Source organism: Streptomyces caelestis (assembly GCF_014205255.1).
GTDB classification, from domain to species: domain Bacteria; phylum Actinomycetota; class Actinomycetes; order Streptomycetales; family Streptomycetaceae; genus Streptomyces; species Streptomyces caelestis.
On the sequence record NZ_JACHNE010000001.1, the window covers coordinates 1,827,232 to 1,845,767 of the forward strand.

Genomic DNA, 18,536 nt, shown 5'->3' on the forward strand with positions numbered 1-18,536 from the left:
AGGGGATTGACGATGTATCCCCGATTACTCTCCGAATCCGACAGATTTCAGGGCGAGTTGGACGATCGGCTGGGTGGTGGGCTGCGGCGATCCCCCGGCCGGCTCGACGGTTACGGCCAGTGACGTCGCGGAGGTGCCGAGATCCGTCGCGACCAGGGGCGTGTCGCCCTCGAAGAGGCCCAGGGAGCGTGGTTGCGCGCCCGGGCGCATGAGCCACAACTGGTGCACTCGGCCGCCTGGCGGGGCACCGTATCCCCCGAGGGTGACCACCGCGCTCCCCTCCGTGGCGGAAGCGATCACTCCGATGGTTCGGCCCCGCCCGTCCCGCCCGCTGCTCGCACGGGCGTCCGGAGCCGCGAGAACGTGGGCGATCTCACGTGACCGGTCCCGTTCGGCGGTCAGCTGTTCCTGGGTCCGGTTCGCCTGCACCGCGAACAGCGAGGCGACGACGAGGGCCGCGGCGGCGGTGGCCGTGGCGAAGGGCACGTACAGCGGGATCCGGCGCCGCTCCCGCTGCCGCGGCGGCGGCTGGGTGCCCCACACGTGCGGCGGCAGCTGCGGAGTACGCACGCGTGCCGGCTCGCGGGCCGTGTCCTGCGGCGCCGGGTCCTGCGGAGTCGTCCGTACGGCGGCCATGACCCGGTCGCGCAGAGCGGCGGGGGCCGGGGCGGCGGTGGACCAGGCGAGCCGGACAGCGTCCTCGGACAGGGCGCGCACCTCGGCGGCGCAGCGGCCGCAGTCCCTCAGGTGTTTCTCGAAACGGACCCGCTCCGGTGGTTCAAGGGCGTCGAGCGCGTAGGGCGCGGCGAGCGAGTGCGGGTCCTCGCGGCGGAAGAGACTCATGCCACGCCTCCCAGGCATTCGCGCATCCGGGTCAGCCCGTCGCGCATCCGTGTCTTGACGGTGCCCAGCGGCAGGGACAGCCGCTCGGCCACCTCACGGTAGGTGTAGCCCTCGTAGTAGGCGAGGGTGACGGACTGGCGCTGGAGGTCGGTGAGGCGGTCCAGGCAGACGCGCACCCACTCGCGCTCGAGTCCCGCCTCGACCTCCTCGGTGACCTGGTCGAAGGCCGGGTGGTGGGCGCGCCAGGCCTCCCGCTGCTCACGCTCGCCGGCCGCGCGGGCGCTGCGCACCCGGTCGACGGCACGGCGGTGGGCGAGGGTGAGGATCCACGACATCGAGCTGCCCCGGCCCGGGTCGAACTTCGCTGCCGAGCGCCACAGTTCGAGCAGCACCTCCTGGGCCACCTCCTCCGACTGGGCGGGATCGCGCACCACGCGCCTCACGAGCCCGAACACCGGGCCGGACACCAGCCCGTACAGATCCTCGAAGGCCTTCTGATCGCCACGCGCCACGAGCAGCAGCAGCTCGTCCGCCTCCACTCGGTCCCCCTCTCCCAGGCCGCATCGGGCCTGTCCCCTCACACGAGGCATTCGCAACGCACGCACCTCCGGATGGGGTTACGGATCAGCGCGCCGAAAACGCGGGTCGCCCGGCGATGAGACAACTTTCCCGACGCGCCGTAAGAACGTTTGAGATTCGACCAATCCGCTTCGCCGACCGCTCCGAATGGCGTGTGTCAGGCAAGTTGGCACTGAGGACGGACGGCATGACACCTTTCTCCAGGACCGGTGCGGGACGCAGGAGCATCGCGACCGCGATCTGTAGTGCGCTGGCCGCCGGCGGGCTCGCAGCCGCCGGTGTGACCGCGCTGGAACCTGAGGCGGCCTCCGCCTCCAGTCACCGGGAGGCCCCGCTGATCTCGGGGACCCCGCAGTACGACAACACGGACGTGTACGCGTTCGTCAGCCCGGACAAGCCGGACACGACGACCATCGTCGCGAACTGGATCCCGTTCGAGGAACCCGCCGGCGGGCCGAACTTCTTCACGTTCGCCGAGGACGCCCAGTACGACCTGCGCATCGACAGCAACGGTGACGCGAAGGAAGACCTGCTGTTCCGGTACACGTTCAAGACCCACACGAAGAACGACAAGACGTTCCTGCACAACACGGGTCCGGTCGAGAGCCTCGACGACCCCGACCTCAACATCACGCAGACGTACGACCTCGAACTGGTCAAGCTGCGCGATCTGAAGGCCGTGTCGAAGACCAAGGTCGCCGACGACGTCCCGGTGGCGCCGTCGAACGTCGGCAAGGCGTCGATGCCGGACTACAACACCCTGCGCAAGCAGGCGATCCACAAGCTCGCCGGGGGCGCCCAGACCTTCGCCGGACAGGCCGACGACCCGTTCTTCCTGGACCTCAGGGTCTTCGACCTGCTGTACGGCGGGAACCTCTCCGAGGTCGGCAACGACACGCTCAAGGGCTACAACGTCAACACGATCGCCCTCCAGGTCCCCAACAGCTTCATCACCCAGTCGCACGACCAGCCGGTCGTCGGCATCTGGTCGACGACGCAGCGCAAGAACGCCCAGGGCTACTTCGCGCAGGTCTCCCGCCTCGGCAACCCGCTGGTCAACGAGGTCGTCAACCCGCTGAAGGACAAGGACAAGTTCAACGCGTCCGCGCCGCGGGACGACGCCCAGTTCCTGGAGAACGTCACCAACCCGGAGTTGCCCAAGCTCATCGAGGCGATCTACAAGATCCCGGCTCCCGCCGAGCCGCGCAACGACCTGGTCGACGTGTTCCTCAAGGGCGTCAAGGACCTCAACCAGCCGCCGCACGTGACGCCGTCGGAGCAGCTGCGCCTCAACACCTCGATCAAGCCCGCCGCGAAGCCCAAGCGGCTCGGTGTGCTGGACGGTGACAACGCGGGCTTCCCGAACGGCCGGCGGCTGACGGACGACGTGATCGACGCCTCGCTCCAGGTCGTCGAGGGCGAGCTGCTGGGCGCGAAGAACGACCTGGGTGACGCGGTCGACAAGAACGACAAGAAGTTCGAGAAGGCCTTCCCGTACGTCGCGCTGCCGACGGAGGGTTCGCGCGGCCCGCTCGCCAAGGGCGTGGACGGCGGCAACGACGTCCGCAGCCAGCTGGGCGACGCGCTCCAGCCGGCGGGCGCCCAGGGCTCGGACGACATGCGCCTGATCGCCGCGTCCGCCGGAGCCGGGGCTGGCGGCATCGTCCTGGTCGGAGCGGCCCTCATGTGGTGGCGCCGCATGCGGAACCGGGCGTACTGACCCGCTCCGTTCCCACCGACCGGCGCGGCCCGTTTCCCCACCGTCCCCCACGGTACGGGCCGCGCCTCTCCCTCACCACACCGCACCCGCACAGCCGACTGAGGAGAGGTCATGCCTCCGCGTACGACCGACAGCGCACCGGAGAGGCGCGACGACGACCAGCCGCGCCCCGGCCAGGAGACCGGCGGAGAGCCGTCGGCGCCGCGGGAGCAGGGGCGAGCCGGCCTGGGCACCGACGCCGGGACGGAAGCGGGGCGGGGTGAGGGCCCCACCGACACCGACACCGGCACCGGAACCGGCACCAGCACCAGCACCAGCACCAGCACCGAAAGCTCACCCGGCACCCACGACCGTCCCCGCGCCGACCCCGAAAGCGCGCCCCGCCCCCACGCTCCCTCCGGGAACGACGCCGGCGCCGACGAGCGCGTGGCCGTGATGCGGCGGGCCGCTGACGGCGGGCGGCGTTGGCGGGCTGCCCATCTGGCGGGCTGCGCCGCACTGTTGGCCGTCGCGCTGACCGGTGGGGCCATCGCCTTCGGAGGTACGGGGGACGGTCGTGCGAGGACCGGCACCGAGGCCGTGTCCGCGGCCGGGGCCCTGACGCCCGGCGTGCTGGCCCGGGGGGATCTCGACGCGGGGATCGAGTCCCTGCAGAAGCATCTTCGCGCCCAGCCCAGGGACTTCGGCAGCTGGGCCACCCTCGGGATCGCCTACGTCGAACAGGCCCGGACGAAGGGCGACCCCTCGCGCTATCCACAGGCCGAGCGCGCGCTGAAGCGGTCCCTGGAGCTGGACCCCGGTAACGACCAGGCTCTCGCCGGCCGTGCCGCCCTCGCCGCCGCCCGGCACGACTTCACTGGCGCGCTGAAGGACGCCGACCGGGCCCTGAAGCAGAACCCCTACAGCGAACGCGCCCTGTGCACCCGTATCGACGCCCTCGTCGAGTTCGGCCGGTACGAGGAGGCCGCCGAGGCCGCCCGCACCGCCGACGGCAGGCGGCCCGGGGTACCGGTCTTCACGCGGTACGCGTACGTGAAGGAGCTGCGCGGCGACGTCCGTACGGCGCGTGACGTGCTGGAGCGCGCCCTGGAAGCCGCCGACTCGCCCGCCGACACCGCGTACGTCGCCACCGCCCTCGGACAGCTCGCCTGGAACCAGGGCGAGTACGAGACGGCCCTCGACCACTACGCCCGTGCCCTCGCCGCCGACGAGGACTACCTCCCCGCCCTGGAGGGCCGCGCCCGCGCCCAGGCCGCGAACGGTGACCGGGCGGCCGCCGTCGAGGGACTGGAGCAGGTCGTCGCCCGCTTCCCGCTGCCCGGCCCGCTCGTCGCCCTCGGGGAGCTGTACGAGGACCGCGGCGCCGACGGCGACCGGGCGAAGGCCGGTGACCAGTACGCCCTCATCGACGCCTGGACGTCCCTCGCCCGCGCGGGCGGTGTCAACGCCGACCTCGACTCGGCCATGGCCGCCGCCGACCACGGCGACAGGAGGGAGGCCCTGCGCGCCGCCCGCGCCGAGTGGAACCGCCGGCACAGCGTGCACACCGCCGACGCGCTCGCCTGGGCCCTGCACGTCAACGGCCGCGACGAGGAGGCCCTGCCGTACGCCCGCCGCGCCACCGCCACCGGCTACCGCAACGCCGGCTTCCTCTACCACCGCGGCGTCATCGAACGAGCCACCGGCAACGCACGCGAAGCCCGCGACCACCTGAAGGCCGCGCTCGACCTGAACCCCGGCTTCTCGCCCCTCGGCGCCCGCGAGGCCCGTACCGCGCTCAAGGACCTGGAGGGGACCCGGTGACCCCGCGCCGTCTCTTCGCGTCCGGCGCCGCCGTCCTCACGGCCGCCTGCGCGCTCACCCTGCTGCCCGCCGCCGCGGCGAGCGCCCACCCGCTGGGCAACTTCACCGTCAACCGCTACGACGGTCTGGTCGCCGTCCCCGGTCAACTCCGGGTGCACCACGTCGAGGACCTCGCCGAGATCCCGGCGACCCAGGCGGGAGGGGACATCGAGCGGCTGGGCATCACCCTGTGGGCCCGCGAGCGGTGCGCCACGGCCGCCGCGGACAGCAGGCTCACGGTCGACGGCCGTCGCACCCCGCTCACCGCCGAGCGCGGCCACGCGCGCGTGCGGCCCGGGCAGGCGGGACTGGACACCCTCCGCGTGGAATGCGAACTGACCGCTCCCCTCCCGTCCGGCACGTCGGACGAGGAGAGCGTCTCCCTCGGCTTCCGTGGCGCGGGCGCCTCCTCCGGCCCGGGCTGGCGGGAGATCACCGCGCGGGGCGACCGTATGACGCTCACCGAGTCGGACGTACCGGAGAAGTCGATATCGGCCGAACTCACCCGCTACCCCGAGGAGTTGCTCTCCTCACCGGCCGACACCGCGGCCGCCGCCCTGCGCGTGCGCCCCGGCGGTGCGGCCCTGGCCGAGGAGGAGTCGGACGCCCCGGCCGCCTCCGTGCTGCCGCGCGGCGCCGACCGCTGGACGCGGGCCCTGGACGACCTGGTCGCCCGGCACGACCTCACCGCGGGCTTCGCCGCGCTGGCCCTGCTCATCGCCGTCGTCCTCGGCGCGATGCACGCGCTCGCCCCGGGCCACGGCAAGACCATCATGGCCGCGACGGCGGCGGCCCGGGGCGGCCAGGCCCGGATGAAGGACGTCCTGCCCATGGCCGCCTCGGTGACGGTCACCCACACCCTGGGCGTGGTCGCCCTGGGCCTGCTGGTCACGGCCGGCTCGGCGGCGGCCCCCTCGGTGATCGCCTGGCTCGGCGTCGCCAGCGGCATCCTGGTGACCCTGGCGGGCGCGAGCCTGCTCCGACGCGCCTTGCGCAACCGCGCGCACACCCACCACCACGGCGGCCACACCCACACACACGACGACGACAGCCACGGCCACAGCCACGCGCACGACCACCATCACGACCACGATCGCCACCACCACGATCACGACCACCCGCACGACCACACCCGCCCCCACTCCCACCCCCACACGATCGAGCACACCCACGGCGGGTTCACGCACTCCCACCCCGTCGCCCCCACCCTCCGCGGCACGATCCTCATGGGCTTCGCGGGCGGGCTCGTGCCCAGCCCGTCCGCCGTGGTGGTGCTCGTCGGTGCCGCGGCCCTCGGGCAGGCCTGGTTCGGGCTGCTGCTGGTCGTCGCGTACGGCGTCGGGCTCGCGCTCACCCTCACGGCCGCCGGATACGCCGTCGTCAAGGCGGGCAGCGGCATGACCCGGCTCCTGGACCGGCGCCCCCGCTGGGCGGCGGGCCCGCTGGCGGCCCTGGTGCGCCGGACCGCCCCGCTCGGCTCGGCCTTCGCCGTGGTGGTGCTCGGGGCCGGACTGGTGTTCAAGGGGGCGGCATCCGCGCTGGGCTGAGTTACGTTCGTGGGGAAATCCGACGTCATGGGGAAAACAGACCTCGTGGAGATTCCGCCCGGCTGCGAATGGGGGCGCCGTGTCCGAAGAACCGGGCCATGAGCGTGTGATCGCGGGCCGCTACCGGCTCCTGGCACCGCTCGGCGAGGGCGGTATGGGGACGGTGTGGCGCGCCCGCGACGAGGTGCTGCACCGCGAGGTCGCCGTCAAGGAGGTGCGCGCCCCTGCCGGGTTGGGAGGCGACGACGTGCGGCGGATGTACGCCCGGCTGGAGCGGGAGGCGTGGGCGGCGGCCCGGGTCACCAACCGGAACGTGGTGACGGTGTACGACGTGGCGACGGACGACGGCCGGCCGTGGATCGTCATGGAGCTGGTCCGCGGGCTCTCCCTGGCCGAGGTCCTGGACGCCGAGGGCCCGATGCCGCCCCAGCGTGCCGCGCACATCGGCGCCGAGGTGCTGGCCGCGCTGCGGGCCGCGCACGAGGCCGGGGTGCTGCACCGGGACGTGAAACCGGCCAACGTACTGATCGCGAACGACGGCCGGATCGTGCTCACCGACTTCGGGATCGCCATGGTCGAGGGCAGCTCCGCGCTGACCATGACCGGGGAGGTCATCGGCTCGCCCGAGTTCCTCGCCCCGGAGCGGGCACTCGGCCGCACGCCGGGCCCGCAGTCCGACCTGTGGTCGCTCGGTGTGCTGCTGTTCGCGGCGGTCGAGGGCCGCTCCCCGTTCCGCCAGGACACCCCGCTGAGCACGCTGCGCGCGATCGTCGACGAGGAGCTGCCGCCGCCGCGCCGGGCCGGTCCGCTGGCCCCGGTCATCGAGGGGCTGTTGCGCAAGGATCCCGCGCAGCGGCTGCCGGCCGAACAGGCCGAGCAGGACCTGCGGGTCATCGCCGGGGGCGGCTCGCCGCGCGCGGACACCGTGCGGGCCGTCCCGTACCCGCCGACGGTCGCGGCCCGCTCCGAGCCCTCTCCCACGCCCCCGATGCCCTTCCCTGGGCGGTCGGCGGCGTCCGGTTCCGGTGCCATGACGGCGGGGACCCGTCAGGACCGCGACCGCCGGGCCGGCCGGGTGCTGGTCGCGGGCGTGGTCGCGCTGGCGCTCGCGGTGGGCGGGCTGACGTACGCGCTGCTGAACCGCGGGGACGGCGACGGGAACGGCGACCGGGGTGCCGGGGCGAGTACGCCCGCCGAGACCAAGGGCCCGCCGCAGAACACCGGGAGCGGGAAGTCCAGCCCTTCCCCGACGCCGAGTGAGACCGAGAGCGAGGAGAGCAGTCCGCCGCCGCAGTCGGTGCGGGTCGGCCTGGACGGCACGCGCACGGACTACTCGGGCCCGTGTCCGCCTGCGAGCGCCGAGGCGCCGAGGTTCACGGCGACGTTCACGGTGGGGCGGCTGCCGGCCGAGGTGCGCTACCGCTGGGTGACGCAGGACGGCTCGGTGCTCGACGGGGGCTGGAAGACGCTGTCGTTCCCGGAGGGCGGCGGCCGTACGAACCAGGACGCGGTGACCGTGACGACCGACGCGGAGACCGGGACGTTCGAGAACGAGATCAGTGTCGAGGTGCGGGAGCCGGTGCGGACGACGTCCGAGTCGGTGCCGTTCTCGATCACGTGCGAGACGGAGACCCCGCCGGGCGGGGCCTCCCCTTCTCCTTCGGACACGGGATCGGACGGGGGTTCGGACACGGAGTCGGACACGGACTCCGGCTGAGCGGTCGGCGCCCGCGGTCAGTCGTTGGCGTCGAGCACGGGCAGATAGCCGCCCGACTGGCCGGATGCCTTCGGGTGGAACGAATCGCCGATGTTGAGCCAGTTGACGCTGTGCAGCCAGGAGTCGCCGGAGCAGATCTCGTGGCCGGTGAAGGCCGGGCGTACGTCGCCGAAGGTGAAGCCGTGGTTCGCGGCACGCTTGGCGATGGCGGTGTTGAGGTGGTCGGAGCCGTCGTTGATGGCCTTGCGCTTGGCCTCGGAGAGGCCGAGGCAGGTGGTGTCGAGCTTGTAGAAGCGGGGGTAGCCGAGCACGACGACGCGGGCGTTGGGTGCCTTGGAGCGGATCGCCGAGTACACGCTGTCGAGCTTGCCGGGCAGCGTGGAGTCGACGTACGCCCGGGCGGTGTTGATGCGGGAGATGCAGGCGCTGTCGGACTGGGTCACACAGGTGGTCATGACGTCGGCGAAGCCGGCGTCGTTGCCCCCGACGGTGAGGGAGACGAGGGCGGTGGCGGCGCTGAGCGGGGCGAGCTGTCCGGCCAGAACATCACCCGTTCGGGCGCCCGAGCAGGCCGTGAAGTTGAACGTCGAGGGTGAGTGGGCGGCGGCCCAGAGGTAGGGGTAGGCCTTCGTGCTGCGCTTGCATTCGCCGCTGGAGGTGATGTAGCTGCCGGCGCCGACTCCGGAGGAGTAGGAGTCACCGAGCGCCACATAGCCGCCAGTTGCGGCGAGTGGGGACGCCTGCGCCGCGGCGGCCCCGGTGAGGGCGGTGCCGACGGCGAGGAGGAGCGAGCTCAGGAGGACGACAAATCGGGAACGTCTCATGGAACCTCCTTTAGCAGGATCTCTGCCACAACCGTCGTAGCAGCTACGCGTGTTGACAGGAAGTGTCCATGCCAAGCCTTTTCGGCCCTTTCCGGGACGTGCACGGCGCGTTCACCTCACGCCTTGTTACGCGTTCGACACTTTTTGTTACGTGCCCATGACAGATTTGTTGACTAGTGCTCAACTCTCTTGTTCCACGCCGGTAGATGGTCGACGCTTTACTCCGGCCGAGAGCGGAACGCGACGCTCCCGGCCGTGTGCGCGAGCACGCGCACATCCCCCACATGACGCGCGCCCCACCCAGGCGCGCGCCGCCTAGAGGAGGACTCCCTCGTAATGGCACAACTGCGTAGCAAGAGACTCGGGTTCGCCGCGATCACCCTGTCGGCGACCGCCGCCCTCGTGGGCGGCCTCACCGCCCTCCCCGCCCAGGCCGCCGCTCCCGCCGAGGGCCGGGTGCTCGCCGCGAACTCCCCGGCCGCGATCAAGGACAGCTACATCGTCACGCTCAAGAAGAGCGCGGGCGTGAAGGCGTCCTCGGCCGCGGGCAAGGACCTCGTCGAGGAGTACGGCGGGTCCGTGCGCAAGACGTTCGGCAAGGCGCTGAACGGCTACTCCGCCACCCTCTCCGCCACCGAGGCCAGGCGCCTCGCCGCCGACCCGGCGGTGGCCTCGGTCGAGCAGAACCAGCGCGTCCAGCTCTCCGCCACCCAGAACAGCGCTCCCTGGGGCCTGGACCGCATCGACCAGACCTCGCTCCCGCTCTCCGGCACCTACACGTACCCGGACAGCGCGGGCAGCGGCGTGACGGTCTATGTGATCGACACCGGTGTGCGCATCACCCACCAGCAGATCAGCGGCCGTGCCGCGCACGGCTACGACGCCGTCGACGGCGACAACAACGCCTCCGACGGCAACGGCCACGGCACCCACGTGGCCACCACGATCGCGGGCTCGACCTACGGCGTCGCCAAGAAGGCGAAAATCGTGGGGGTGCGGGTGCTGAACAACAGCGGCTCCGGCACCACGGCCGGTGTGATCGCGGGCATCGACTGGGTGACGAAGAACCACTCCGGCCCCTCGGTCGCCAACATGTCGCTCGGCGGCGGCGCCTCCACCGCCCTGGACACGGCGGTCCGCAACTCCATAGCCAGCGGCGTCACCTACGCCGTGGCCGCGGGCAACAGCAGCACCACCGCCTCCTCGTCCTCCCCGGCCCGGGTCGCCGAGGCGATCACGGTCGGCGCCACCACCAGCACCGACGCCAAGGCGAGCTACTCCAACTACGGCTCGGTCCTGGACATCTTCGCGCCCGGCTCCTCCATCATCGCCGGCTGGCACACCAGCGACACCGCGACCAACACCATCTCCGGCACCTCGATGGCGACCCCGCACGTCGCGGGCGCGGCGGCGGTCTACCTGGCGGGCCACACCTCCTCCACCCCGGCCCAGGTCGCCTCGGCCCTGGTCGGCGGCGCCACCACCGGCAAGGTCACCAGCGCGGGTTCGGGCTCGCCGAACCGGCTGCTGAAGCTCGTGCCGTAACCGGCGCGGACATCAGCACGGACACCAGCACCTGAACAACCGTTCCCCGGAGGCCCGACACGGCTCCGGGGAACGGTTGTTTCCGTCACCGGAACCTTTCAACTTGCGCCCCACGAAGCGCATCCCGCAACGACCAAACCAACAAAAACGTGAGGGGCCGTTCCAGGTCTTGCCATACGGGTTCAATCGTCAATACCGTCATACATCTCACCCGCATCGGTCCGTCAGTACGCGGCTCCAGGGGAGGGCTCAAGGACCGCGACGAACCGACGCGGTGCGCGGTAGGGGGGTGCCGTGCTCGGCGACCGCAACTGTCTCCGAGCCGTGCCGCGCGGTCGGCTGCCGTTTTTCGCTGTCGGCCAGCTTTGCCAGCTCACCCGGCGTGCCCGAAGTTCCATCTCGGCGTGCCACGGGTGAGAACCCCCCTTTCGAACCGGACTGGATCCGGACTGCCCTGGGGGGGCGGTCCACCGGACGAGAGGGACCAGACTCATGAGCTCAGTTCTGCAGCCGGCCGCGGCGGAGCAGCATCCGCCGACCGCCGGGAAGTACCGGCCCATCTCCTCTCACCTGGCCATAACGCCGCCGGTGAGCGTGGTCATCCCGGCCATGAACGAGGCGGAGAACCTTCCGTACGTCTTCAAGACCCTGCCCGACTGGATCCACGAAGTGGTCCTGGTCGACGGCAACTCCACCGACGACACCGTCCAGGTGGCCCGCGAGCTGTGGCCCGACGTCAAGGTCGTCGAACAGCGCGGCAAGGGCAAGGGCGACGCCCTGATCACCGGGTTCCAGGCCTGCACCGGCGACATCATCGTGATGGTCGACGCGGACGGCTCGGCGGACGGCAACGAGATCGTGTCGTACGTCTCCGCCCTGGTCTCCGGCGCGGACTTCGCCAAGGGCTCCCGCTTCGCCAACGGCGGCGGCACGGACGACATGACCTTCATCCGCAAGCTCGGCAACTGGGCACTGTGCACGGTCGTCAACCGCAAGTTCGGCGCCCGTTACACCGACCTGTGCTACGGCTACAACGCGTTCTGGCGGCACTGCCTGGACAAGATCGACCTCGACTGCACCGGCTTCGAGGTCGAGACCCTGATGAACATCCGGGTGGTCAAGGCCGGGCTCAAGGTGCAGGAGATCCCGAGCCACGAGTACCTGCGCATCCACGGCACCAGCAATCTGCGAGCCGTGCGCGACGGGCTGCGCGTGCTCCGGGTGATCCTCCAGGAGCGCTCCAACCGCCGGGCGCTGCGCCGCCGTTCGTCCCAGTCTCCGATGCTCGACCCGGTCCGGGGAGAGGCGTCTTGAGCGGTCCCGGCATCTCCGTCGTGATCTGTGCGTACACCGAGGACCGCTGGGAGGACATCCTCGCGGCGGTCTCCTCGGTGCGGGCGCAGTCACGGCCCGCGCTGGAGACGCTGCTGGTCGTCGACCACAACCAGGCCCTGCTGGACCGTCTCGGCAAGGAGTACAAGGAAGCCGGTGACGTGCGGGTGCTCGCCAACGCGGGCCCCCGCGGCCTGTCCGCCGGCCGCAACACCGGCATCGCGGCCGCCCGCGGCGAGGTCGTCGCCTTCCTCGACGACGACGCCGTGGCCGAGCGCGACTGGCTGCTGCACTTCGCCGAGGCGTACGCCGACCCGCGCGTGATGGCGGTCGGCGGGCGTACGGAGCCGGTCTGGGCGTCGGGGCGGCGGCCCGGCTGGTTCCCCGAGGAGTTCGACTGGGTGGTGGGCTGCACCTACCGCGGCCTGCCCCGCGGCCGGGTCCGGGTGCGCAACGTGCTCGGCGGCAACGCCTCGTTCCGCCGCAGCGCCTTCGACGCGGCGGGCGGCTTCGCCACCGGCATCGGCCGGGACGGCGACAAACGCCCGCTGGGCTGCGAGGAGACGGAGCTGTGCATCCGTCTCAGCCGGGCCCGGCCCGACGCGGTGCTGCTGATCGACGACCGGGCGGTGATCCACCACCGGGTGCCCGAGGCCCGCGAGCACTTCCGCTACTTCCGCACGCGCACGTACGCCGAGGGCCTGTCCAAGGCCCTGGTGGCCCGGAGCGTCGGCGCCGACAAGGGACTGGAGTCCGAACGCCGGTACGCCACCCGGGTCCTGCCGGCCGGGGTGGCCCGGGGGCTGCGGGACGCCCTGCTGGCCCGGCCGGGCGGTGCCGGGCGGGCGGGGGCGATCGTCGCCGGGGTGCTGACGGCGGCGGGCGGATACGTGGTGGGCAGCGTGCGGGCCCGACGGGGCGGGACCACGTTCTCGGTGCCCGAACTCCCGGTGCCCGAGGCCGCGGGTCCGCGCGCACCCGCCGACGGAGCCGCGCTGGAAGGGGCGGGTCCGTGAGTGACGTACGCGTACCGATCCTCATGTACCACGCGGTCGCGACCGACCCGAACGACGCGACTCGTGCCCTGTCCGTGGCCCCCGAGGCGTTCGCCGAGCAGATGGCGGTGCTCGCGGACCGGGGGCTCACCCCCGTCACCACCGCCGAGCTGGCGACGTGCTGGCGCTCCGGCCGCGCGCTGCCCGAGCGGCCGGTCCTCATCACGTTCGACGACGGTTACGAGGGCGTGCACCGGCATGCCCTGCCCGTGCTCGCCAAGCACGGCTTCCCGGCCACCCTGTTCGTCTCGACCGGGTGGATCCAGGGTCCGTACGACACCGGCGGCGGCCTGGACACCATGCTGGACTGGGACCAGGTACGCGAGCTGGCGTCGGCGGGCGTCGAGATCGGCGGGCACAGCCACAGCCATCCGCAGCTCGACCAGGTCTCCGATGCCACGCTGCGGTTCGAGCTGATCCACTGCAAGGAGATCCTCGCGGACCAACTGGGCACCGTACCGGCCTCGTTCGCCTATCCCTACGGCTACTCCAGCCGCCGGGTCCGGCAGGCGGTGCGGGAGACGGGGTACGCCCAGGCGCTCGCCGTCGGCAACGGCCTCGCGCGCCGGGCGCAGGGGCCGTACGCCCTGCGGCGCGTGACGGTGCGCCGCGGCACGGGCACCGACGAGTTCGAGCGGCTGATCGAAGGCCGTGCGATCGCCCGTACGTTCGCCAGGGACCGTGCCCTGACCAAGGGGTACGCCGTGGTCCGCAGGACACGCCAGGCACGCCGGCTGGTCTCCCGCCTCGGAGCCTGACCCGCACCTGGGAAAACGCCGCGTGCGCACCGGGAAACCGGGTGCACGCGGCGCGCTCGTGCCGGATCATGGCGGCATGTCTGGAAACCCGCACGAGGCGCTGCCGATCCGGCTCAACGTCGACGACTCCGACTCCCCGTCCGATGTCGTCGACGCGCTGTTCCTCGGCCGTTTCGCGACGGGCGAGCAGCCGTACTCCCACGCGGTGAACATCGACCGCGTACGGTCCGGGGCGACGCTGATGCCGTCCGGTGCCCGCGTGCTGCGCGTCGCCCGGGACGACGACCGCAGCGCGACGCTCGCGGAGGGCGACGGCTGGACGCTGCTGATCTCCCGCTGGAACCGGGGCGCCGACGTCACGGTGACGGCGACCAGCGCGGAGCTGGCGAAGAAGGTCCTCGACCAGGCCACGGACGGCGCGGCGGACGAACCCGAACCTCAGCCGGAGAACGTCACGATGGGCTTCTGGTACGTCTCCCCGCGCCGCGGCCCGCACCGCACCACACGCCAGATCGCGGCGGGTACCTGGGACGAGATCCGGCCCAACTACACAGCGCCGGTGGCGGACGCGATGGACCGCCTGATGAAGACGACCCCCGAGGACATCTCGGGCCGGCTCCTCCTGCTGCACGGCCCGCCGGGGACCGGCAAGACGTCGGCGCTGCGCACCCTCGCCCGTTCCTGGCGCGACTGGTGCCAGGTGGACTGCGTCCTGGACCCGGAGCGGCTGTTCAGTGACGTCGGCTATCTGATGGACATCGCGATCGGCGAGGAGGACGCGGCGGGCAAGGGCCGCTGGCGGCTGCTGCTCCTGGAGGACTGCGACGAGCTGATCCGCGGCGAGGCCAAGCACACGGCGGGCCAGGCGCTGTCGCGGCTGCTGAACCTGACGGACGGACTGCTCGGCCAGGGCCGCAACGTCCTGGTCGGGGTCACGACCAACGAGGACCTGGAGCGCCTGCACCCCGCCGTCGTCCGGCCCGGCCGCTGCCTCGCCCGGATCGAGGTGGGCCCGCTGACCCGCCGGGAGGCGGTGAGCTGGCTGGGCCGCGAGGACGGCGTCGGCCGCGAGGGCGCGACCCTCGCCGAGCTGTTCGCGCTGCGCCGGGGCACGTCCCCGACGGCCCTGCCGGAGCCGCGCGGGGACGCCGACGCGGGGCTGTATCTGTAGGAGGTCCGAGCGGGCCGGTGTTTTGATGGGGCTATGACCCTGTTCGTCGGCACGTCCGGATGGCAGTACAAGGACTGGCGAGACGTCCTCTACCCGTCCGGGCTGCCGATGCGGCTCTGGCTGGAGGAGTACGCGGGGCACTTCGCCACCGTCGAGATCAACAACGCCTTCTACCGGCTGCCGGCCCGGGAGACGTTCGAGGACTGGCGCCGTCGGGCGCCCGCGGACTTCGTGGTCGCGGTCAAGGCGAGCCGCTATCTGACCCACATCAAGCGACTCAAGGACCCCGAGGAGCCGGTCGGCCGCCTGATGAGCCACGCGGCGGGCCTGGGTGACCGGCTCGGGCCGGTCCTGCTCCAGCTCCCGCCCACCCTGCGCGCCGACCCGGGCCTTCTGGACGCCTGCCTCGCCTGCTTCCCCGCCGCGACCCGGGTCGCGGTCGAGCCCCGCCACGACTCCTGGTGGACACCGGAGGTCCGCGCGGTCCTCGAGTCCCGGCACGCGGCCCTGTGCTGGGCCGACGTCCTGGCCCGCCCCGCGACCCCGCTGTGGCGCACCACCGACTGGGGCTACGTGCGCTTCCACCAGGGCCGCGCCCGGCCCTGGCCGCACTACGGCCGCCGCTCCCTCGCCACCTGGCTCGACCGCGTCGCCACGACCTGGCCCGACGGCGAGGACGTCTACGCGTACTTCAACAACGACCCGGGGGGTGCGGCGGTGGCGGACGCGATGACGTTCGCGCGGCTGGGGAGATCGGCGGGCCTGGAGATCACACGGACACCTCAGCGTCCGACGCGGGCCGGCTGAGCGACGCCCTACTCCCCGTAAGCCGCCCGCAGGGCATCCCGTACGGCGGCGAGCGCGGCGTCCTGCCCCTGCCCGAGCCTGCGAGCCCGCTCCGCATACGCCTGGGCGGCGACCGCCAGCTCCCGGTCCGCGGCCGAGCCGGCGGCGGCCACGAACGTGCCGTGACGCCCGCGTGTCTCGATCACGCCGTCCGCCTCCAGCGCCCGGTACGCCTTGGCGACCGTGTTCGCGGCGAGCCCCAGCGACTCGGCCAGCCCCCGCACGGTCGGCAGCCGGTACCCCACCGGCAGCTCCCCCGACCGCGCCTGCTCGGAGATCCGCGCCCGCACCTGCTCGTACGGCGGGGCACTGTCGTCGATGTCGATCTTCAAGGTCACAGGCCGATTGTCCCGTACCCGGCGGAAAATGGGAGGCACCCCGGGTGCGCCCCCACGTAACGTGCGCCTCCATGACCATGATCGTGCGCGACCTGCGACCCGACGTCCGAGCCGACGCCGAGGGGTTCTCCCAGACCCGCCGCCTCGCCCTGCCGTACATGCTGTCCACCCCCGAGTCCGTGGTGCACACCCTGACCCACGCCCATCCGGACGCCCACTTCGGGCAGCTCGTCGCCGAGGAGGACGGCGAGATCGTCGGCACGGCCCAGATCAGCGTCGCCCACGGCAGCCCGGAGCCCGGCCAGGGCTCCGCCAACATCTACGTACGCCCCGACCGCAGGCACCGCGGCGCCGGTTCGCTCCTGCTGCGCACCGCCGAGGAGCGTCTGGCGGGCCTGGGCGTGCGGAAGCTGTTCGCCTGGGTGCTGGAGGAGCCGGAGAATCTCGCCTTCGCCGAGCGGCACGGCTTCCGGGCCAGCCGTTCCGCCTACTTCATGCGCCTGGACCTGGCGGCCGGCACGCTGCCGCCCCGCGAGGCCCCGCCCGCCGGCGTCGAGCTGCGCACGGCCGCCGACTTCGCGGACGACCCGCGCCCGATGTTCGACCTGGACGCCGAGACGGCGTCGGACGAACCGAGCGACATCGACACCGAGTTCACGGACTACGAGGCCTGGCTGGAGGAGAACTGGAAGCACCCGCTCCTCGACCGCGAGCTGACCACGGTCGCGGTCGTCGACGGCCGCCCCGCCGCCTTCAGCGTGGCGCACACTGACGGCAGCCGCTACGGGACCGCCATGACCGGCACCGCCCGGGCGTTCCGCGGCCGGGGCCTGGCGAAGCTCGCCAAGAACGACTCCCTGCACCGGGCCCGTGCCGCGGGGTACACGGAGGCGTTCACCGGCAACGACACCGGCAACGAGCCGATGATCGCCATCAACAAGTGGTTCGGCTACGAGATCTGCGCGAAGGAAGTGCGCCATGTCCGTGAAATCGGCTGACCGGCCCGGGCAGCTGGACGTCGTGCTCGTCAAGGCGGGCCGTACGAAGATCCGCTACACCGGCGAGCTCCTGACGGACGACGGCACCCGCGTCGCGGTCCGCGCCCCGTGGGCGGGCGGCGGCGTCCGCGACTTCGGCTTCGTCCGCTTCGAGCCCGGGGACGTCTTCACCGAGTACTACTGGCGTGACCGCTGGTACGCGGTGAAGGAGGTCCGCTCGGCCACGGGCGCGCTGAAGGGCTGGTACTGCGACATCACCCGCCCCGCCTCGCGCACCGGCCCGGAGCTGGTCGTGGAGGACCTCGATTTGGACCTGTGGGTCTCCGCGGACGGCACGGACGTACGGCGCCTGGACGAGGACGAGTTCGCCGACAGCGGCCTCGCCGAGCGGGACTCCGAGGCAGCGGCCGCCGCGCTCGCCGCGCTCGACGAACTGGAGTCACTGGCCCGCGGCGGCGGCCTCACCGCCCTCCTGGTTTGAAGCCCCGCTCACGGCCACCACCGCGTACCGCTCGTCCGTCACCTCCCCGCCCCACAGCAGCGGATCGCCGGACAGCCGCTCCACGCTCACCTGCCCGGCGACCGGCGCGAGGAGGCCGATGAGCCGCTCCGCCGGTATCCCGACCGGCGCGGCCGTCCCCCACACCCCCTCGACCAGCACGAGCCGCCCTCCCGGCCGCAGCAGCCCGGCCCAGTGCCGCAGGGCGCGACCGGGGTCGGGCAGGGCCCACAGGACATGCCGGACCAGCACGGCGTCGAAGCGCTGCTCCCCGACCGGCGGTGCCGCCGCGTCACCGATGACGAACATCGCGTCACGCCCGGTCAGCTTCTGCCGGGCGAGCGTCACCATCGCCGGAGAGAGATCCACGCCCGTCACCCGGTGCCCCTGCTCGGACGCGAGGAGCGACAGACTGCCGGTGCCGCAGCCGAGATCGAGGACGTCGCCGGCCCGCCCGGGCAGCCAGGAGCGCAGCCGCGCGGCCCAGGCCCGGCGCACCTCCGGGTCGCGCAGCCCGTGGTCCGGCTCCTCGTCGAAGCCGGCGGCCCGCGCGTCCCAGTCCACGTCAGCGCCGGTGTTCACCGAGGTCGTGCCGTCACTGTCGTTCACCATGCGCCCAAGAGTGACACCCGCCACTGACACTCGAATCGTGACAGCCGCCACTGACAGACCAGGAGCAATGAGGAACTCTCCCCCGAAAGGTCTACCTCCGTGAGAACGCGGAACCCGGTAGCCCCTTAAGGAGGCAGCCATGCGCCGTGTGACCGTGCAGAAGCCCCTGAAGAAGACGGACGTCCGCCGGGCCCGCGAGGAGGCCGACGAGCGCCCCGCGGGACGCCCGGAAGTCCGCAAGGACATCGCACGCACGTGGTGGCCGGACGCCTGAGCGGCCGGTACCGATCATGAGACCCGGTCAGTGCTG

18 protein-coding genes are annotated in these 18,536 nt (G+C 72.4%); 13 read left to right on the plus strand and 5 right to left on the minus strand.

The annotated features are described in order from the left end of the window. Nucleotides 1-24 precede the first annotated feature (24 nt). The gene (locus tag HDA41_RS08250; protein ID WP_184982103.1) at nucleotides 25-843 is read right to left on the minus strand and encodes an anti-sigma factor; all 819 of its coding nucleotides are present in this window, start codon (nucleotides 841-843) and stop codon (nucleotides 25-27) included. Further along, complete coding sequence (locus tag HDA41_RS08255; protein WP_184982105.1) at nucleotides 840-1,382, minus strand: sigma-70 family RNA polymerase sigma factor; 543 nt, start codon at nucleotides 1,380-1,382, stop codon at nucleotides 840-842. Before HDA41_RS08255 ends, HDA41_RS08250 begins: the two co-directional genes overlap by 4 nt. A gap of 227 nt (nucleotides 1,383-1,609) precedes the next feature. On the opposite strand from HDA41_RS08255, the gene HDA41_RS08260 reads away from it, so the two are divergent. The 4 genes from HDA41_RS08260 (at nucleotide 1,610) to HDA41_RS08275 (ending at nucleotide 8,248) form a co-directional block, all read left to right on the plus strand. Continuing rightward, nucleotides 1,610-3,142 carry a DUF4331 domain-containing protein gene (locus HDA41_RS08260; RefSeq protein WP_184982107.1) on the plus strand — a complete coding sequence of 511 codons (1,533 nt, stop codon included), beginning with the start codon at nucleotides 1,610-1,612 and terminating at the stop codon, nucleotides 3,140-3,142. A gap of 111 nt (nucleotides 3,143-3,253) precedes the next feature. Further along, the gene (locus tag HDA41_RS08265; RefSeq protein ID WP_184982109.1) at nucleotides 3,254-4,945 is read left to right on the plus strand and encodes a tetratricopeptide repeat protein; all 1,692 of its coding nucleotides are present in this window, start codon (nucleotides 3,254-3,256) and stop codon (nucleotides 4,943-4,945) included. Then, nucleotides 4,942-6,531, plus strand: a complete 1,590-nt coding sequence (locus HDA41_RS08270) for a HoxN/HupN/NixA family nickel/cobalt transporter (RefSeq protein ID WP_184982111.1) — start codon at nucleotides 4,942-4,944, stop codon at nucleotides 6,529-6,531. The genes HDA41_RS08265 and HDA41_RS08270 overlap by 4 nt, the downstream gene beginning before the upstream one ends. A 79-nt stretch (nucleotides 6,532-6,610) precedes the next feature. After that, complete coding sequence (locus HDA41_RS08275; protein WP_230299585.1) at nucleotides 6,611-8,248, plus strand: serine/threonine-protein kinase; 1,638 nt, start codon at nucleotides 6,611-6,613, stop codon at nucleotides 8,246-8,248. A 17-nt stretch (nucleotides 8,249-8,265) separates the two neighbouring features. Here the strand turns inward: HDA41_RS08275 and HDA41_RS08280 are convergent, their stop codons facing one another. Further along, nucleotides 8,266-9,072: an SGNH/GDSL hydrolase family protein gene (locus HDA41_RS08280; RefSeq protein ID WP_184982113.1), complete on the minus strand. Its 807-nt coding sequence runs from the start codon at nucleotides 9,070-9,072 to the stop codon at nucleotides 8,266-8,268. Nucleotides 9,073-9,408: 336 nt separating this feature from the next. Between HDA41_RS08280 and HDA41_RS08285 the strand changes: the two genes are divergently transcribed. The 6 genes from HDA41_RS08285 to HDA41_RS08310 all read left to right on the plus strand — a co-directional run bounded on the left by HDA41_RS08285 (nucleotide 9,409) and on the right by HDA41_RS08310 (nucleotide 15,740). Then, entirely contained in the window at nucleotides 9,409-10,617 is a 1,209-nt protein-coding gene (locus HDA41_RS08285) for a S8 family peptidase (RefSeq protein ID WP_184982115.1), read from the plus strand. A 492-nt stretch (nucleotides 10,618-11,109) separates the two neighbouring features. Continuing rightward, the gene (locus HDA41_RS08290) at nucleotides 11,110-11,931 is read left to right on the plus strand and encodes a glycosyltransferase family 2 protein (protein ID WP_184982117.1); all 822 of its coding nucleotides are present in this window, start codon (nucleotides 11,110-11,112) and stop codon (nucleotides 11,929-11,931) included. Further along, complete coding sequence (locus tag HDA41_RS08295; RefSeq protein WP_184982119.1) at nucleotides 11,928-12,965, plus strand: glycosyltransferase family 2 protein; 1,038 nt, start codon at nucleotides 11,928-11,930, stop codon at nucleotides 12,963-12,965. The genes HDA41_RS08290 and HDA41_RS08295 overlap by 4 nt, the downstream gene beginning before the upstream one ends. After that, entirely contained in the window at nucleotides 12,962-13,762 is an 801-nt protein-coding gene (locus HDA41_RS08300) for a polysaccharide deacetylase family protein (protein WP_184982121.1), read from the plus strand. The genes HDA41_RS08295 and HDA41_RS08300 overlap by 4 nt, the downstream gene beginning before the upstream one ends. Nucleotides 13,763-13,838: 76 nt before the next feature. Then, the gene (locus HDA41_RS08305; RefSeq protein WP_184982123.1) at nucleotides 13,839-14,933 is read left to right on the plus strand and encodes a DUF5925 domain-containing protein; all 1,095 of its coding nucleotides are present in this window, start codon (nucleotides 13,839-13,841) and stop codon (nucleotides 14,931-14,933) included. Nucleotides 14,934-14,966: 33 nt separating this feature from the next. Next, nucleotides 14,967-15,740, plus strand: coding sequence for a DUF72 domain-containing protein (locus HDA41_RS08310; RefSeq protein WP_184982124.1), 774 nt, complete (start codon nucleotides 14,967-14,969; stop codon nucleotides 15,738-15,740). A gap of 8 nt (nucleotides 15,741-15,748) precedes the next feature. On the opposite strand, the gene HDA41_RS08315 is transcribed toward HDA41_RS08310, so the two are convergent. Then, nucleotides 15,749-16,117: a GntR family transcriptional regulator gene (locus HDA41_RS08315; RefSeq protein WP_184982125.1), complete on the minus strand. Its 369-nt coding sequence runs from the start codon at nucleotides 16,115-16,117 to the stop codon at nucleotides 15,749-15,751. 71 nt (nucleotides 16,118-16,188) lie between these two features. Here HDA41_RS08315 and HDA41_RS08320 point away from each other — a divergent pair, with 71 nt between their 5' ends. Then, complete coding sequence (locus tag HDA41_RS08320) at nucleotides 16,189-17,115, plus strand: GNAT family N-acetyltransferase (protein WP_184982126.1); 927 nt, start codon at nucleotides 16,189-16,191, stop codon at nucleotides 17,113-17,115. Beyond that, nucleotides 17,096-17,596, plus strand: a complete 501-nt coding sequence (locus tag HDA41_RS08325) for a ribonuclease FAU-1 family protein (RefSeq protein ID WP_184982127.1) — start codon at nucleotides 17,096-17,098, stop codon at nucleotides 17,594-17,596. The genes HDA41_RS08320 and HDA41_RS08325 overlap by 20 nt, the downstream gene beginning before the upstream one ends. Here HDA41_RS08325 and HDA41_RS08330 read toward each other — a convergent pair. Continuing rightward, complete coding sequence (locus HDA41_RS08330; RefSeq protein ID WP_184982128.1) at nucleotides 17,555-18,226, minus strand: class I SAM-dependent methyltransferase; 672 nt, start codon at nucleotides 18,224-18,226, stop codon at nucleotides 17,555-17,557. The genes HDA41_RS08325 and HDA41_RS08330 overlap by 42 nt on opposite strands. A 139-nt stretch (nucleotides 18,227-18,365) precedes the next feature. On the opposite strand from HDA41_RS08330, the gene HDA41_RS41100 reads away from it, so the two are divergent. Next, nucleotides 18,366-18,500 carry a hypothetical protein gene (locus HDA41_RS41100; RefSeq protein ID WP_010046145.1) on the plus strand — a complete coding sequence of 45 codons (135 nt, stop codon included), beginning with the start codon at nucleotides 18,366-18,368 and terminating at the stop codon, nucleotides 18,498-18,500. The last annotated feature ends 36 nt before the right edge of the window (nucleotides 18,501-18,536 follow it).